Source organism: Mesorhizobium sp. C416B (genome assembly GCF_030323165.1).
Lineage (GTDB): Bacteria > Pseudomonadota > Alphaproteobacteria > Rhizobiales > Rhizobiaceae > Mesorhizobium.
The window spans coordinates 239,068-255,246 of record NZ_CP100471.1; the positions used below are offsets into that span (position 1 = coordinate 239,068).

Annotated in this window: 14 protein-coding genes; 9 read left to right on the forward strand and 5 right to left on the reverse strand. The window is 61.8% G+C overall.

Going from position 1 to position 16,179, the window contains the following annotated elements:
* Positions 1 to 23 precede the first annotated feature (23 nt).
* The 3 genes from NLY43_RS01275 to NLY43_RS01285 are packed head-to-tail and all read left to right on the forward strand — an operon-like array spanning position 24 to position 3,538.
* Positions 24 to 1,568 carry a sugar ABC transporter ATP-binding protein gene (locus tag NLY43_RS01275; RefSeq protein ID WP_023682466.1) on the forward strand — a complete coding sequence of 515 codons (1,545 nt, stop codon included), beginning with the start codon at positions 24 to 26 and terminating at the stop codon, positions 1,566 to 1,568.
* Entirely contained in the window at positions 1,565 to 2,569 is a 1,005-nt protein-coding gene (locus tag NLY43_RS01280) for an ABC transporter permease (protein ID WP_023682465.1), read from the forward strand. Before NLY43_RS01275 ends, NLY43_RS01280 begins: the two co-directional genes overlap by 4 nt.
* 3 nt (positions 2,570 to 2,572) lie before the next feature.
* Positions 2,573 to 3,538 (forward strand): ABC transporter permease, encoded by a 966-nt coding sequence (locus NLY43_RS01285; RefSeq protein ID WP_023672667.1) that lies wholly within the window; start codon positions 2,573 to 2,575, stop codon positions 3,536 to 3,538.
* Between the two features lie 200 nt (positions 3,539 to 3,738).
* On the opposite strand, the gene NLY43_RS01290 is transcribed toward NLY43_RS01285, so the two are convergent.
* Positions 3,739 to 5,139, reverse strand: coding sequence for a Do family serine endopeptidase (locus NLY43_RS01290; protein ID WP_023710472.1), 1,401 nt, complete (start codon positions 5,137 to 5,139; stop codon positions 3,739 to 3,741).
* Positions 5,140 to 5,584: 445 nt separating this feature from the next.
* Here NLY43_RS01290 and NLY43_RS01295 point away from each other — a divergent pair, with 445 nt between their 5' ends.
* The 3 genes from NLY43_RS01295 (at position 5,585) to NLY43_RS01305 (ending at position 7,808) form a co-directional block, all read left to right on the forward strand.
* Positions 5,585 to 6,196, forward strand: coding sequence for an ATP-dependent Clp protease proteolytic subunit (locus NLY43_RS01295; RefSeq protein WP_023672669.1), 612 nt, complete (start codon positions 5,585 to 5,587; stop codon positions 6,194 to 6,196).
* A 68-nt stretch (positions 6,197 to 6,264) separates the two neighbouring features.
* Entirely contained in the window at positions 6,265 to 6,693 is a 429-nt protein-coding gene (locus tag NLY43_RS01300; protein WP_050587750.1) for a GFA family protein, read from the forward strand.
* A 47-nt stretch (positions 6,694 to 6,740) separates the two neighbouring features.
* Positions 6,741 to 7,808 (forward strand): M42 family metallopeptidase, encoded by a 1,068-nt coding sequence (locus NLY43_RS01305; RefSeq protein ID WP_023688539.1) that lies wholly within the window; start codon positions 6,741 to 6,743, stop codon positions 7,806 to 7,808.
* 129 nt (positions 7,809 to 7,937) lie between these two features.
* Here NLY43_RS01305 and NLY43_RS01310 read toward each other — a convergent pair whose 3' ends face one another.
* Entirely contained in the window at positions 7,938 to 8,762 is an 825-nt protein-coding gene (locus tag NLY43_RS01310) for an SIR2 family NAD-dependent protein deacylase (RefSeq protein WP_023682459.1), read from the reverse strand.
* Positions 8,763 to 9,697: 935 nt separating this feature from the next.
* Here NLY43_RS01310 and NLY43_RS01315 point away from each other — a divergent pair.
* On the forward strand, positions 9,698 to 9,868 hold the full coding sequence (locus NLY43_RS01315; RefSeq protein WP_023672674.1) for a hypothetical protein: 171 nt from the start codon (positions 9,698 to 9,700) through the stop codon (positions 9,866 to 9,868).
* 39 nt (positions 9,869 to 9,907) lie between these two features.
* Positions 9,908 to 10,405, forward strand: coding sequence for a hydrolase (locus NLY43_RS01320; protein WP_023682458.1), 498 nt, complete (start codon positions 9,908 to 9,910; stop codon positions 10,403 to 10,405).
* Between the two features lie 194 nt (positions 10,406 to 10,599).
* Here the strand turns inward: NLY43_RS01320 and NLY43_RS01325 are convergent, their stop codons facing one another.
* The 3 genes from NLY43_RS01325 to cphA are packed head-to-tail and all read right to left on the reverse strand — an operon-like array spanning position 10,600 to position 15,097.
* The gene (locus NLY43_RS01325; protein WP_023710470.1) at positions 10,600 to 11,424 is read right to left on the reverse strand and encodes a cyanophycinase; all 825 of its coding nucleotides are present in this window, start codon (positions 11,422 to 11,424) and stop codon (positions 10,600 to 10,602) included.
* Positions 11,421 to 12,320, reverse strand: a complete 900-nt coding sequence (locus NLY43_RS01330; RefSeq protein WP_023710469.1) for an isoaspartyl peptidase/L-asparaginase family protein — start codon at positions 12,318 to 12,320, stop codon at positions 11,421 to 11,423. The genes NLY43_RS01325 and NLY43_RS01330 overlap by 4 nt, the downstream gene beginning before the upstream one ends.
* Complete coding sequence (gene cphA / locus NLY43_RS01335) at positions 12,320 to 15,097, reverse strand: cyanophycin synthetase (protein ID WP_050588476.1); 2,778 nt, start codon at positions 15,095 to 15,097, stop codon at positions 12,320 to 12,322. The genes NLY43_RS01330 and cphA overlap by 1 nt, the downstream gene beginning before the upstream one ends.
* Positions 15,098 to 15,755: 658 nt before the next feature.
* Between cphA and sdhD the strand changes: the two genes are divergently transcribed.
* Positions 15,756 to 16,145 (forward strand): succinate dehydrogenase, hydrophobic membrane anchor protein, encoded by a 390-nt coding sequence (gene sdhD, locus NLY43_RS01340; protein ID WP_031199037.1) that lies wholly within the window; start codon positions 15,756 to 15,758, stop codon positions 16,143 to 16,145.
* Positions 16,146 to 16,179: the final 34 nt, after the last annotated feature.

Sequence of the window (16,179 nt, forward strand, 5' to 3'; positions counted from 1 at the left end):
GGGTAGGGTTTGGGAGTTTGACGATGACCGCTCAGCCGGACCAAGCCGCGCTGCTCCTGGACATGCGTGACATCCAGAAGCGTTTTGCCGGCATCCCTGCCCTGGCCGATGCCTCGCTCCAGGTTCTTCCGGGCGAGATCCACGCACTCATCGGCCAGAACGGTGCGGGCAAATCGACACTTATCAAGGTGCTCACCGGCTATTACCGCCGGGATGCGGGGCAGGTGCTGTTCGAACGGAAGCCGTTCGAAGTTGGGTCTCCGCATCAGGCGCAGGTCAGCGGCATCAGCACCATCTACCAGGAGATCAATCTCGTACCGCTGCGCTCGGTGACCGAGAACATCTGCCTTGGACGCGAGAAGCGCCGCCGCGGCCTGCTCGACTGGAGCGCGATGCATGCGGAAGCCGAGCGCCTGCTCAGCCGCTTCTCGATCGGCATCGACGTGCGCCGCCCGCTCAGCGATTTCAACACCGCCACGCAGCAGATGGTGGCGATCGCCCGCGCCATCGGCTTTTCCGCCCGCCTCGTGATCATGGATGAGCCGACCTCCTCGCTGGACGAGCGTGAAGTCTCGGTCTTGTTCAGCGTTATCCGTCAGCTCAAGGCCGACGGCGTCTCCGTTCTGTTCGTCAGCCACAAGCTCGACGAGTTGTACGAGGTCTGCGACCGGGTCACGATCATGCGTGACGGCCGCACGGTACGAAGCGCGGCGATGAGCGACATCGGCAAGCTGGAGCTGGTCGCGGCCATGCTCGGCCGCGACGTCGCAGCCGTCGAAGGCCATGCGACCGCGTTCGGTGAACGCGATCGGTCGAGGATCGGTGATGTGCTGTTTACCGCGCAAGGGCTGGCGGCCGGCCAGTTGGTGCGTGACGTGAGCTTCGACCTGCGCCGCGGCGAGATCGCCGGCTTTGCCGGCTTGCTCGGCGCCGGCCGCACCGAAACAGCCCGCCTCGTATTCGGCGCCGACCGCCGGAGCGCAGGCGAGATGACGATGGAGGGCGCGTCCTACCATCCCGCACGTGCCGCTGATGCCATCGCCGCAGGGATGGGCTTCTGCACTGAGGACCGCAAGGCCGAGGGCATCGTGCCGGAAATGACCGTCGCGGAGAACATAACACTGGCACTGCTGCCGAAAATCAGCCGCAATGGCATCCTGAACGAGGCCCGGCAGAAGGAGATCGTCGAGCGCTTCATTCGTGAACTCGACATCAAATGCTCGGGGCCTAACCAGAAGGTCCGCGAGTTGTCGGGCGGCAACCAGCAAAAGGTGCTGCTTGCCCGCTGGCTGGCAATGAACCCGAAGCTGCTCATTCTCGATGAGCCGACGCGCGGCATCGATGTCGGGGCCAAGGCCGAGATCCAGCGCCTCATCCGCAAGCTTGCCGATGACGGGCTCGGCGTGCTGATGATCTCCTCGGAACTCGAGGAAGTGATGGAAGGAGCCGACCGCATATTCGTGCTGCGCGAAGGAGTGAGGGTGGCCGAACTGGAAGGCCAGGCAGCCAACGAGGAGGACGTGCTCGCGGCGATGGCGCATGGCGGCGCGGCGAAGGAGGCAGCGTGAGCGATCTGGCCACACCATCCGCAGCCAACGACGCTGGAAACCGCCGCTTTGATGTGTTCGGTTTCCTGGCGCGCTACGGCACGGTGATCGCGCTTGTGCTGCTGGTGGTCTTCAACCTTGCCTATACGCGCAATTTCGCGACGCTGCAGACACTCAACGTCAACCTAACCCAGGTCTGCACAATTGTGATCGTCGCGGTGGGGATGACCCTGGTGATCGCCACCGGCGGCATCGACCTGTCGGTTGGTTCGCTGATGGCGATCTCCGGCGCATTGGCGCCGATGATCTTCATGGGCACGATCTTCCCGGTCGGAAACATCTATCTGGCGGTAGCCGTCGCGATGATTGCCTCGATCCTCGTCGCCGGCCTGTTCGGGCTGTTCAACGGCTGGTTGGTCTCGCGTTTCCGCATCCAACCGATCGTCGCAACGCTCGTGCTGTTCATCGCCGGGCGCGGGATCGCGCAGGTCATGACCAACGGCAATCTGCAGACCTTCCGCGTGCCGCAATTCCAGTGGATCGGACTTGCCCGCCCGCTCGGCATTCCCGCGCAGGTCATCATCATGGCCGTGCTGGTTGCGGCGGCCGCTTGGGCCCTTCACCGCACGGTGTTCGGGCGAAGCATCCTGGCGGTCGGCGGCAATGAAAAGGCCTCTGAACTCGCCGGCATCGCCGTATCGAGGATCAAGCTCGCTGTCTATGCGATCAGCGGCCTGTGCGCGGGGCTAGCCGGTCTCGTCGTCATTGCGATCAACTCCTCCAGCGACGCCAATCTCGTGGGGCTGGGCATGGAACTCGACGCCATCGCGGCGGTCGCGGTGGGCGGCACGCTGTTGAGTGGCGGAAAGGCCACAATCATCGGCACCCTGCTGGGCGCACTGACCATCCAGTTGGTGCGCTACACGCTGCTCGCCAATGGCGTGCCCGACGCCGCTGCGCTCGTCGTCAAGGCCGGCATCATCGCATTCGCCGTCTGGCTGCAGCAGCAACACCGGGTGTAATCCATGAACAGCGCCAGACTGGTTCGCATCATCGGCACTTACGGTGTCGTCATCGCGCTTGCAGCCCTCGTCCTGTTCGGATTCCTGCGCTACGACCGCTTCCTCGGCCTCTTCAACGTGATGAGCGTTCTGCGCTACAACTCGATGTTCGCGCTCGTCGCGCTCGGCATGTGCTTCGTGATCATGACCGGCGGCATAGACCTGTCCGTCGGCTCCGTCGCCGCTTTGGGCAGCGTCGCGTCGGCCCTGGCGAGCCCGCACGGCATCGTGGCAGGCCTTGCAGCGGGCGTTGGCGCCGGCCTGGCAGCCGGGCTGATCAACGCGCTCCTGGTTACGCGCGGCAACCTGATGCCATTCATCGCCACGCTTGCGACCATGCTGGCCGCAAGCGGCTCGGCGCTGCTTCTGGCCGGCAACCAGACCGTTTCGGTGTCTTACGATTCGGGTTTCACCGCCATCGGCCAAGGGAATTTCTGGATTTTCCCGATTCCGGCAGTCATCGCCCTGGTTGCCTATGCGGTCGGCTCAGTGGTCCTGAACTACACCAGCACGGGACGGACGGTGCTGGCCATCGGCGGTGGCGAGGATGCCTCGCGGCTGATGGGGCTGCGCACTGACCGCGTCAAATTTCTCGTCTATGTCGCAAGCGGGTGCCTGGCCGGGCTCGCCGGCGTCGTCCTCGCTTCTCAGTTCGGCGCAGGCCAGCCGATCGAGGGCGTCGGCTGGGAGCTGTTTGCCATCGCAGCCGTGGTCGTGGGCGGGACGCTGCTGACCGGCGGCTCGGGCTCGGTGTTGACCACGCTGGCCGGCGTGCTCTTGCTCGGGATCCTTTTCAACGTCCTGAACTTCGAAAACGGCATGGGTTGGATTTCGCTGTCAGCCTACTGGCAGTCGGTGATCCGCGGGCTGTTTTTGCTCGTCGTCGTCCTTCTCCAGGCACGGCTTACGGCAAGGCGCGAAACTGCCTGAGGATGGCGAGCACACTCGAGCACGACGAGCTCAAAAGAGCTCTGACGCTGCAGAATAAGTGCGCGTTGCGCGCCCTGGCCAATGAGCGCATCCCGCAAACTTTCTGCGGCGATGCTTCCCCGTTGCACCTGGGCTCCGGCGCCTTTGGAGCGGATCCGCAAGCGGATCGTGGTGCAGTCACATGGCCGTCCTGGAGACGGTCATTTCCCGGCGACCGCCACGAACACGGACTGCCCCTGCCTTTCCAGCCGAAACAGGATGGGCTTGCTCTGCCGGCGAGAGTTCGCCCACTCCTCGACGATATCCGAAGGCTCCGTCACGCGGCGATCGTTGGCCGATATGATGACATCGCCCGGCTGCAATCCGCTCCGGGCGGCAAGGCCATCGGGAACCACTTCCACGACGAAGACGCCGGTCGTTCCTGATTTGATGCCGAGCTGCTGACGCGCCTGATCCGGAATCGGGCTGAGCGATAGGCCGAGGCCTTCTGCCGCCGACTTCTTGTCGGGAACAGCGCCGGTCTTCACCTCCGCATCCTTGCGCTCACCGATGACAAGCGCGATCTCCTGGTCCTTGCCGCCGTTACTCCGTGTCAGAGTGGCCTTGCTGCCAGGCTTCTGGCTAGCCGTCGCAAGCGTGAGGTCATGGACACCCTCAATGCCCTTGCCGTTGAACCGGGTGATCACGTCACCCGGCTTCAAGCCGGCTTTCTCCGCCGGGCTGCCGGGCTCGACCGAAGCAACCAGCGCGCCCTTGTCATCCTTCATCCCGAGGGCCTCAGCCAGCGACGGCGTGATGTCCTGCAGGCGGACCCCGATGAAGCCACGCTCGATCCGGCCGGTTCGGATCAACTGGTCGGCGATGCTCTGGGCGGTACGCGATGGCACCGCAAACCCGATTCCGATGCTGCCGCCCGACGGTGAGACGATGGCGGTGTTGACGCCGATCACCTCGCCACGTGCATTGAACAGCGGACCGCCCGAGTTGCCTCGATTGATCGACGCGTCCGTCTGGAGAAAATCGTCGTACGGCCCGGCTTGAATGTCTCGCGAGCGGGCCGAAAGAACGCCGACAGTGACAGTCCCTCCGAGCCCGAAGGGACTGCCGATCGCGATTGTCCATGCGCCCGGCTGCATTGCATCCGAGTCACCCCATTTGGTCGTGGTCATGTTGGGCCGCGGGTCGACCTTCAGCACCGCTATATCGGTGGCGGGGTCACGGCCGACCAATTGCGCCGGCGCCGTTTCCTTGTCGGAAAATACGACATGGATCTCTGTCGCATCGGCAACGACATGGTTGTTGGTGACGATGTAGCCGTCGGGACTGATCACAAATCCGGAGCCAAGCGCCTCCCTCACCTGCGGCTGAACGGGTCCGAGGCCCTGGCCGTCGAACGGACTTGTAAAGTCGCCCGCCGTCGTCTGGTCCTGGACAACCTCCCGGGTCGTGATCGCGACCACGGCCGGCAATTTCTGCTGGATGATCGCTGTGAAGTCGGTCGGGGTATCCTGGGCCAGGACAGGCGCCACGCCACTGGCCGAGAGCATCAGCGCAACCGCGATCAAGCGCGTTGCAAATCGTCTTTGCATATCGTGAGACATTGCTGGACCTCCTGCCGGACAGCCCCGGCCGCTCGGCCGCGCCGCGCGGAGCCGGTGCTCCGGACGCTAGAACTGCCAACAAAGCTGTTTGTTTCAGCCCCCCGGAAAAATGGCACGGCCAGGAAAAATAGCCCGACCGCGGGGGTCCGGAAGGCAGCAGCCGGGAACCATTGAGGCCGTTGAGTTCAACCGTCCACAGGACTGGTCCCGGACGTGGCAGAAATCAGCAAAGCGACTGCGTCAGCTCCGGCAAATGCCCGATATGCCGATGGAGCCAACCTAGCGGCTGAGGTGCCTCTACCGGGCCTGGTGCGAAAAGGATCTGCAATGAAAGAGGGAGCTCCACAGCCGCCGAGAGACGCGGCTGTGATCACCACCGCTCGAACTCCCTCAAGGGAACAAAAGGGTACCAACTAAGTTCGGCCCCCATAATGAGGATGCCTATATGGACCTGTTGCCCCAGTCAGCCGAACACACCGTCTCCCCGCCGCCCGCTCCAGACCTTCACCGGCTTTTGTTCGATCCAAACTTGCGTATACACGGCTTGATTGATGACACTGTCGTCACCAAAGCCTTGGACGATTTGAAAGCCGTGCGTTCCGGGGAAGACGATCTCTACGTTGAAATCGACACGCCCGGAGGCGACGCCGACGGCGCGCGACGTCTAGCTCTAGAGTTCAAACTTTTTCTGAAACACTCGGGCCGCAACGGCTACATCATTGGCAAGAATACGGTTTACTCTGCCGGGGTAACGGTCCTTGCCGCTTTCCCGAAAGCCTGCAGGTTCCTTTGCCCGCAAGCAGTCCTGCTGATTCATGAAAGAAGGCTTGAGAAAGACTTGGTTCTGAATGGACCAATTCGAAGCTGTCTTCAGATCGTTCGCGAACAACTTGCGCTGTTGGAAACGGCAGAGCGACTCGAGAATGAAGGGTTCGCCGATCTCGTCCAAGGTTCTCGAACATCGCTGGAAGAGCTGCGCGACCATGCCCTGAACAGCTGCTACCTGATGGCAGCAAGAGCTTTGGAGCTAGGCCTTGTTGAAGACATTGCCCATTAACTTGATGCCTCGATGCAAACGGCAGAGCGGAGTCCAACACGCTTCCCTCACTCATGTCGGCGGCGACCATGAACGACGAGGTTGACAAGATAGAGCGGACCGGCGGCTGTCTTTGCGGGTCTGTGAGGTATGTTGTTACCGGCGCGCCGTTGCGCGTTGGCTTGTGTCATTGCCAGGATTGCAAGCGAACCAGCGGCAGCACCTACAGTGCCTTTGCCGTGTGGCCACGGTCGGCTTACCAGTGCAAGGGCGAGCTAGCGGCGTTCAACGGCAGAGGTTTTTGTCCGGCATGCGGGTCGCGCGTGGTGAATCTCCGCGACGACGAAGCCGAGATCATGACCGGCACTCTCGACGATGCGCCAAACGACCTTCTCCCGACATACGAGCTTTGGACCCCCCGGCGCGAAGCCTGGCTCCACAACCTGCCTTGGGCTGACCAATTCGCGGGCGATCGCACCGAAGAAGGCCAAAATTGGCGCGAAGCCCGACGAGTATGACCATGCTCGAATGGCCCTCCACCCCTTGAACCGTGAAAGTCAGCTTGATGCGCGATGAATCACTCAAGTTCTTGAAGGAAATTGTGGCGACCCCGTCGCCGAGCGGCTTTGAGCAACCCGTAGCGGAGCTTTTCCGCGAGTATGTTCGTCCGTATGCCCACAGGTTGACGACGGACGTCATGGGCAATGTCACGGCGATCATCAATCCTGAGGCGTCTATGCGCTTCATGTATGCCGGGCACATGGATGAGGTCGGCTTCATCGTCCATTACATCGACGATGACGGCTTTCTTTTCTTCAGCACCATAGGTGGAACGGACGTTGCCACTGAAATCGGCCAGCGTGTCTGGGTGCACGGCAAGGAGCCGATCCTGGGCGTCGTAGGTCGCAAAGCAATCCAGACGTTCAAAGCCTCTGACACGTCTCAAACTCCCTCGCTGATGGAACTATGGATCGATATCGGCGCGAGTTCGCGAGAGGAAGCGTTGAAGGTCGTAGAGGTCGGCAGCGCGGTCACTATCCACGGCGAGTTTGCGGCGCTACAGGGCAACCTTGCTGTCGGACGAGCGTTCGACAACAAGGTTGGCCTCCTCATCGGCGCCGAGGTCCTGCGCTGCCTCTCCGAGGAGGGAGGCGTTCACCCCGGCGTGGGCCTCTATATCCTGGGTACGGTTCAAGAGGAAATTGGTTCCCGAGGCGCGATGACCTCAGCGTTCAATATCGCGCCTCGAACCGGCCTCGCAATTGATATGGGCGTGGCAATGGACTATCCGCGCGCTCGCGCCGAGGATCAGGGCAAACTGGACCTTGGGAAAGGGCCGGCAATCACTCAAGGCGCGAACACCAACCCGGTGGTGTTCAAACTGCTGAAGTCGGTGGCCGAGAAAGAGGGCCTACCTTATCAGCTTCAGGCGGTGGGCAGCTCAAGCCCTACCGACGCGCGTGTCATGCAGCAGAACCGAGGCGGCGTGGCAAGTGGGGTGCTCTCCGTGCCTTTGCGTTACATGCATACCCCGTCCGAAGTTGTTTGCCTGGATGATGTGCAAACGACGATTGACCTGGTTTGTGCATATTGCCGGCAATTGACGCCGGAGATCGACTTCACGCCAAGATGATCGCTGCGGGATTGATTGTGGAAGTCGTGGCTCCAACAGTCGCCGATCTGGCGCCTGTCGGCCACGATCTGGTGCGTCGGTCACAGCGCACCTGAGAAAACCCAACTACGGTCCACTGGGGAGCGCGCCTCAGGTCACCGCCACCGCTTCCACCAAACGCCTGAGGAAATCCGTCAGACCGGCTTCAGGATCATCACCTGCGCCAACGAGCACCGAAATACCCCAGCGCCCAAGCACGGCCTCCTCCACAGGGTTGCGGCTGGGCATGAAGATGAACGAAGGGGGACGATCTTTCTCATATCCAGACCGGTGCCAGGTTTGCCAAAGCCGGTGCAACAGCAGCCGGATGTTTGGATCGGAGAGGCTATAGCCAATGAACAGGATCGTGCTGCCGAGAGCGTCGGAGCGAAAGCGGACATCAAGGGGAGAATTGAAGGACAGGCGGTCAAGATAGTCGGTTTCGGTGAGGACAAGGGAAGAGTCCTCGTCAAAGTCGCCGTGAAATTTCACGATGTGCGTTATGCCTCGACGGGCCTGCGCAACGTGCCGTGCGTTGGCCACTTTCACGTACTCTCGACCGTGGATTTCAAAAGCGAGTTCCAGGTTCCGGTCATAGTTCGTCGTATAGATGACGGGAAAATCGAGCGTCACGATGAGACGGTGCAATTCCGATTTCTCGATCCGTTCCTTGGCGACAGACCAGTTTCTGTCCATCCAACTGCGAAGTGGTCCGATGCTGCCATGCTTGATCCGATAGTATTCGGCCAAGGTCTGAAAACGATCGCGTCGCGTGGAAAATTCATCGTCGACGCCGAGCTCCTTTGCCATTCGCTCGATGAGCTTCTCCCAAGACGGAAGTCCGACGCTGATCGATACCCCCGCCCCCACAAACAAAATTGCGCTGCGATGACGAATTGCATTGGCGAGCGAATTTATAGGATCATCATCGTTCATGGATAGGTCCTCCGAAGCCACTCGCGTGGGCCGGACCTAAAGGTGCGTGCCCCGTGAGCGGATCGTGGACGCGGCCCCGCAATTCGAGCCAGCACGGCGCACTGCGGGAGCATCGTGCTCCGCCCTCATCGACGAAATCGGATCGACCACGCACCAGCCAGCCCAGAGGGGGCGGCCCTTGCAGTCCTGCCGAGCCGCTTGCCACCCGAACCGAGGTAGCGGCCGCGAGGACACTGGCTGTGAACTGGAACCGGCGGTGTTGCGGTTTACTGGCCACGTTGATTCAGTTCTGCGCCAGCCATATTGCGCAAAACTCTATCGAGTTTCGCATTCACCAAGAGGTTGCGCCGCTTCGCGCCGATAAAGATGGCGAGAGAGTAAATCATTGTAAGAACAGAGCTCATCGTCATTCCGGCCTAAACATCAGCGGCCGGAGATGTTCCATGCGCCCGGAAATATTCCAGTGCAGGTGTTTTTAAATCGCCGAAGCTACGCGCTCAATGCGCGGTTGGTTTCGTGTCCAGGGCGGACGAATTAGCGCAAGGCGGTATTCATCCTCCCACATCGGCGGCGGACTGAAGCGAAATGCTGGTTGTGTCCCCCAGAATTGCAATGAAACGCCGATGCTTTGCATGCGGCCCGGAACAAATGCTCGCTTGCACAGTTCGAGCCATGCAGCGGTCGACCCCCGCGCTGCAAGATCGGTAGCCCGATCGCCCGCGCCGGCCCCTCCCACGGCGCGGGCTTTCGTTTGAATTCACGCTGTCGGGGTTGGAGTCGCTCCGCCGTTGTCGCGAGCCGGCTGATATACGCGCTGTCCGGGGCTCGCGGGATGCCGGCGACATCGGCATTCGCGCAGTCCGGCAGGTCAGCCGATGCACGGGAACAACGCGGCACTGTGATGGTTTGGTGGCCTCGGAAGGTGGCAGAGAACGATGGGCAAAAAGCCCAAACAGCACGCAAAATCCACGGCGGATCGCGAAAAGGCGATCGAGGCGCTCTACTTCGCGCGCAAGTGCGGCCTTACGAAGGAAGAGGCACTCAAGATGCTTAGGGAAGCCCCGATCGGGATCGATGATGAAGCCGAAGAGCGCTCCGGCAGTTAGACGCGATCGCCGGTCGCGCGTCGCAGCCGGCCGCGGCGCATGATCTTCTTCACTTCCGATACGCATTTCAACGATCCGCGCATTCTGCGCCTCGACCGGCGTCCCTTCGCCTCGTTGGTCGATCATGACCAGGCGCTGGTTGCGTTTTGGAACGAAACGGTTGGCCCGAACGACGAGGTCTGGCACCTCGGCGATTTCGCCAAGGGTCCAGCCGAGACCGTGTCTTCACTGCTGTCGTCTCTTAACGGGTCCAAGCACCTGATAATTGGCAACAATGATGGCGCCGCCACCATTGGCGACCCGGCCTGGGCGAGCGTGCACCACTACATGGAGCTTCTTGTCGAGGGCAGCTTGCTGGTTCTGTGCCACTATCCTTTTCGCACCTGGAACCAGATCGGCAAGAGGTCGGTAAACCTGCACGGTCATTCGCACGGTCGTCTGAAGCCGATGACGCGCCAGCATGATGTCGGCGTCGACGCATGGGGGTTTCGTCCGGTAACCTTTGCTGCCATTCAGGCCAGTCGCCGCCGGGGCTAGCTCGGCAGAACGCCGGGTGAGCGAAGGTCTTCAGCTTTGCGGGATTCGAGCCGAGAGAGGCCGTCCGTAATCCTGCCGGGCCCGCAACAACGCGACAATCCTGGTTGGGCGACTTCAAATAGGAGAACTGCCTCATATACGGTTTTCGCGGTACGCGGACCGCGCCACACCATCAGCTTGAGTGCGGCGAAGTCTTACGGAAGCCCCACCGGCCGTCGCAGCGCGAGATCGAACGCATCGCCTGAGCTCAGCACGTGAACCCTCAGATCATGAATCGAAAGGGCGGCATCAGGCTCACCTTCCGCGATGTTGGAATGGGTCACGCCGGCTGCGTCGACCAGATAGACAGCGCCGCTGCCAATGACCTTGAACATCTCGCCCTTCACCACGATCGCGGTGTCTTCATCAATGCCGATGCCGAGGACGCGCGGGTTCTGCGACACCGCCCCGATGAGCCGCCCAATGCGGCCACGTTCCGCAAAGTGCTGGTCGATAATGACGTTCGGCAGCAGGCCCAGTCCCGGCGCCATGCGAATGTGGCCGATCCGAAAGGACGCTGCGTTCGGCCCCTTCACCATCATTGTGTCGCTCATGACCGACGCGCCCGCGGAGGTGCCGGCAATGACGCCTCCGGCTTCATAGATTTCGTGCACCCGCTCGTCGATGGGCGTGTCGCCGATCTGGCTGGTGATCCGGAGCTGGTCGCCGCCGGAGAAGAACACCGCACTCACGTCTGCGAGCGCACTTATTTTCTTTTCATGAGCTGCCTCGAGGCGGTCGTTGACGTAGAGCTCGATGACATCCTTGATGCCCAGCTCACCGAAGGACCTCTGATACTTCTCGAGATAGCCATCCGGCTCATGAGACGCGATGGTGGCAAGCACCAGGCGGCCGTTCGGAACCAGGCTCGCTACCTCCTTCAAGATGACACGATCGCCATCATGGTCCTCGTGGCCGCCGATGATGACGAGCGTTCCGGCTTTACCGTTCGAGGATCGTTTTTTCTTCTTGTCGGTCATTTGCCCACGTCTTTCTTGCGCAGGAAAACGTGCGGGTGGTTGTCCTCGCTGGTCATGAAAGCGACTGCGAACTCCCTGCTGTTATGCGCCCATCCAGACACGCCGGTCGCGGTAAGCACGATGGCTCCGGCTTCGCCGCCGATCGCCTCGACTTCCTTGAGCGCGGGATTCAGCACCTGCTCCAGGCCGCCTTCAGCCTGTCCCGAAGACAATGCCTGCCGCGCCGAGAGTGCCTGCATGACACGGGCCGCGAGAGCCTTTCGCGCGATATGCTCACCGTCTCCCGAGAAGGCGACGGCTCCCAACCGGTTGTCGGCATAATAACCGCAGCCGGGTTGCGGAGAATCCCCCACACGACCGGGAGCACTGCCGTCCAGTCCGCCGGTCGAAGTGCCGACGGCGATGTCCCCGTATTGATCCAGGGCAACCACACCGATCGTATCCTTCGCCTCAGACTTGCTGGAGGCGTCGCGCTGCTGCGACGTGATCAAATCCGCCGGATCGCAAAGCTCCAGCTGCTTGTCGGCGGCGAAACGCCGGGCCCCCTCCGACGCCAGCAGGATCGGCTCCTCATGCAGCATGGCCTTGGCGACACTGATTGGATGGCGCACGCCCTTGATCACTGCGACGGCACCTACATTGAAGTCCCTGCCCTCCATCAGGCCAGCGCACATCTCGACCTCGCCGTCCGAATTGAGGGCACTTCCATATCCCGCATTGAATGTCGGGTCGGCCTCGAGGACGCGACCGGCAGCTTCCACGGCATCGACCGCCGTTCCGCCGCCGGCCAGGATGGCCCGACCTGCCTCGAGCGCCTCGATGCATCCGTTGCGATGCGCCTCCTCCTCTTGCGGATCGATCTCCTTGGCGCCGCCGTGCAGGATCAGCGACCACATCAGCCAGCCCTCAGATGGCGAATATGGGTCTGATCGGGCCCTCCCCTCGAAGGCGTCGCGCCTCCGAAGCCGGTTACCTGCCGCCACACGGCTTCAACGTCGTCGACGGTCAGCACGACAAGGTCGTTTTCCCGTGCAAGCCTGAGACACACGTCGACGGCCTCCTTCTCGGGACAGACGGCGTGAATGCGGCCTGGGGCGCAGCCGGCGTTCAAGGCACCTTCCCGCAGCAAGCCGGCGATCGCTCCGGGGGCTCGGCCGCGCAGCTCCTGCTCATCCTCCTTGAAGACGATGACGTCGAATATCCGCGAAGCGATCGCGCCCATCTCGCGTATATCACAATCGCGGCGGTCACCGGGTATGGCGACCAAGCCGATCGTGCGCTGATAGCCGCGCCTCATGTGGGAAACGAGCTTTCCGAGCGCCTTCAGCCCTTCCGGATTGTGCGCATAGTCGACGATCGTGCGGAAACCATGCCCGTCGAAGACGTTGAGGCGACCGGGAGATTGCTCGAACGAGGTGCCAAACTCGGCCAGCGCCGCCCGGATCGTTGCCGCCGGAACGTCGTGGCAATGCGCCATGGCGACGGCTGCCAGGCTGTTGGCAACGTTGAATTCGGCAGAACCCTCGAAGGTCGCGGGAATTTCGTCGACGCTCATCAGGAACATCGATTCCCCATCCTCGTGGATGAAAATGTCCCAGCCGTCGCTGCTGGGCTCCCGCGTCACGGCGCGGCCGCCTTCCGCCAGGTGGCTGCGCAAGAAATCGGGCCACTCGCTCCTGCTCGCCAGCGAGAAGTAGCAGATCCTGCCGCCGGCATCTCGCGACATTGCGGACGTATGGACGTCGTCGGCATTGAGAATGCTCCATCCCCCGCGGCGGACGGACTCGACCACGACCGATTTCACCTCCGCCAGGTCCTCGATCGTGTCGATGCCCCTCAGCCCGAGATGATCGCCGTGGACGTTCAGAACGGCGCCAACATCGCATGCATCGAAGGCAAGCCCTTCGCGCAGGATGCCGCCGCGCGCACATTCCAGCACCGCGACATCGACACCCGGCTCGCGCAGCACGATCCTGGCGCTCTGCGGACCGGAGCAGTCCCCTGTCATGATCCGCTCGCCGTTCAAGTAGACGCCGGTGGTGGAGGTGAGCCCGACGGTTGCCCCATTCGCCTGCAGGATGTGCGCCAGCATCCGGGCAGTGGTCGACTTGCCGTTGGTTCCCGTGATCGCGAAGATCGGAATCCGGCCGTCCTTGCCGCCTTTGAAGAGAAGATCGAGCACGGGCCGTGCGACGTTGCGGGCGCGCCCCGACGAGGGTTCGAGATGCATGCGAAAGCCAGGACCGGCATTCACCTCTATGATGCCGCCGCCGGTTTCGCTCACCGGCCGTGAGATGTCGGGACAGACGAAGTCGATCCCGGCAATGTCGAGACCGACGATCTGTGCCGCCCGCCTGGCGATCAGCGCGTTTTCGGGATGGATTTCTTCCGTCCGGTCGATCGCGGTCCCACCGGTGGAGAGATTGGCGGTGGGCCGCAAGAGCACCATTTGGCCCGGCGCTGGAACGCTCGCCAGGGCGAGCTGCGATTTTGACAGGAAATGCTCGACGCATTCGTCGATTTCGATGCGGGTCAATACCGAGGAATGGCCCTCTCCCCTCCGCGGGTCGCGGTTCGTCTCCTCGACGAGCTCGGCGACAGAACTCCGGCCATCGCCGACCACATGGGCCGGAACCCTCTCGGCAAGCGCCACCACCTTTCCGCCGATTACCAGGATCCTGTGATCCGAGCCGACGAAATGCTGCTCGACGATAACGCTGCGGCTGTGTTCTCGCGCCTGTTCGAAACCCCAGCGGACGTCGTCTTCTGTTGCCAGACCGATGTTGACGCCGCTTCCATGATTGCCATCGAGTGGTTTGGTGACCACGGGGTAGCCCAGCCGTGCGGCTGCCGCGACCGCGTCCTGCGCCGATCGCACCAGCTCCCCGCGTGGCACCGGCAGGCCGGCCTGTTGCAGCAGGAATTTGGTCAGGTCCTTATCCGAGGCGATCTCGGTCGCAATCTCGGAAGTGAGGTCACTGCAACTGGCGCGGATGCGCTTCTGATGCTTTCCGTGACCAAACAGCACGAGGCTGCTGTCGTCGATCCGCGCCGCCGGAATGCCTCGCCTCTCGGCCTCGCGCACCAAGGAAGCAGTCGTAGGCCCCAAGGCACGCTCGGCGGCCAGAAGCTTGAGCTGCTGCAGCCTGGCTGCGAACTCGAATGGCCCCTGCGTTTCCGCAATGTCGCCGAGCCCCTCGACACCATGCAGATTGGCCGGCAGCAGGCTGTCCACCAGTTCGAGCGCGACGCGCCCGGCGAGCAGCCCGACAAGCTCGTCCTTGTAGGCGAACATGACATTATAAGTGCCCGGACTGCCTTTGACCGACCGTGTCTTTCCTCGTGTCACCCGGTGACCGAGCATGCTCTGCAGTTCCAGGGCGACATGCTCGACGACGTGGCCGAGCCAGGTTCCTTCCTGCATGCGGCGGACGAAGCCGCCGGCGGCGCCATAGCTGCAGCCATGGCCCGCAAGGCCGGGCAACAGTCGGACGATTTGTTCGGAAAACCCGGGCAGTTTGTCTGTCGGGAACGCCTCAAGGGCTCCGAGGTCGATCCGAATCTGGACCATTGGCGTCATGCTATAGAGGTGCGGCCCGCGAAACACGCGGGCGTCCACGACGCGGATAGGGCGAAAACGCGAGGCGCCCCGATGAATTTCTTTGTCCGACATAGTCCGTTTCTCCTGACTAACTCCGCAACATCCGGAGGATCGGTTAGTTCCCGGCCTTTCAGCCCAAATATTTTTGCAGGAGAGAGAAACAAAAGTGGCCGATAACATATGTTGGCCCAAGAACACCCTCTGGTCATCTCGGCCACGTGCGGTCGCTGTTCTGAGGGGCTACTTATCTCTCGGGACGAGGCGGGCCAGGCGTTCGCTCGTTTTCACAAGCATTCGCCGGGCACATCGCGGCCGTTGAGCTAGTGCCCGGCTTTAGCTCATGGCGACCCATTGTGCGGGTCCAGCACTGAGGCATTAATCTTCAGCACGCCTTCGGCACCCGGGAACATTTCCAGACGCGTCAGGTTTGGAACCATCCTTGCACCGGAACTACAGCCATGCAGAGTCGAAAATCGGTGAAGGCCGCGCTCGTCAAGGAGATCGACGCGGTCCGCCTTCGTATCTCGCTGCTTGAAAGCGAGCTATGCAGAGATGGCAGACCCAGGCAAATTGGATGGCGTTCAGGATACGAACTGAACGCCCACAAAGCCCGCCTTGCTCGACTGGAGACCGTGCTTGCCCACTATCCGTCGGCACCGACGGCCCGGGCATCGAAACAGCAACAGCTTGAGTTGCCCGCAAGTCAACCAAGTAATTTTGGGGAAACGCCATGGCTGACAGACCCTCAATCAGAACTCCGCTAGCTCGAGTGCGGGGCCTTGGATCGGCGAAACACGGAACCGAAACGTTCATGCTGGAGCGGCTGACATCTGCTGCCCTGTTGATCCTTGTCATTTACATCGTCGCGGTCGTTATAATGGTGGTCGGTGAGCCTCGAGACGCCGTCCTCAGCGTCGTAGGATCGATCTATGTCGCGCCAGCCCTTATTGGCTTCATTCTCGTAAGCTGCGTTCACATGCGGCTTGGAATGCAATCGATCATCGAAGATTACTGCCATGCCACCGTGCTCAAATCGCTTCTTCTGATCGCCAATTGGTTATTCTGCTGGGCAGTCGCGCTCGCAAGCTTGTTCGCTGTGCTGTTAATCAGCTTCAGATAGCGATCCGGTTCTCAGCTGCAGCCAACGTCTGCCA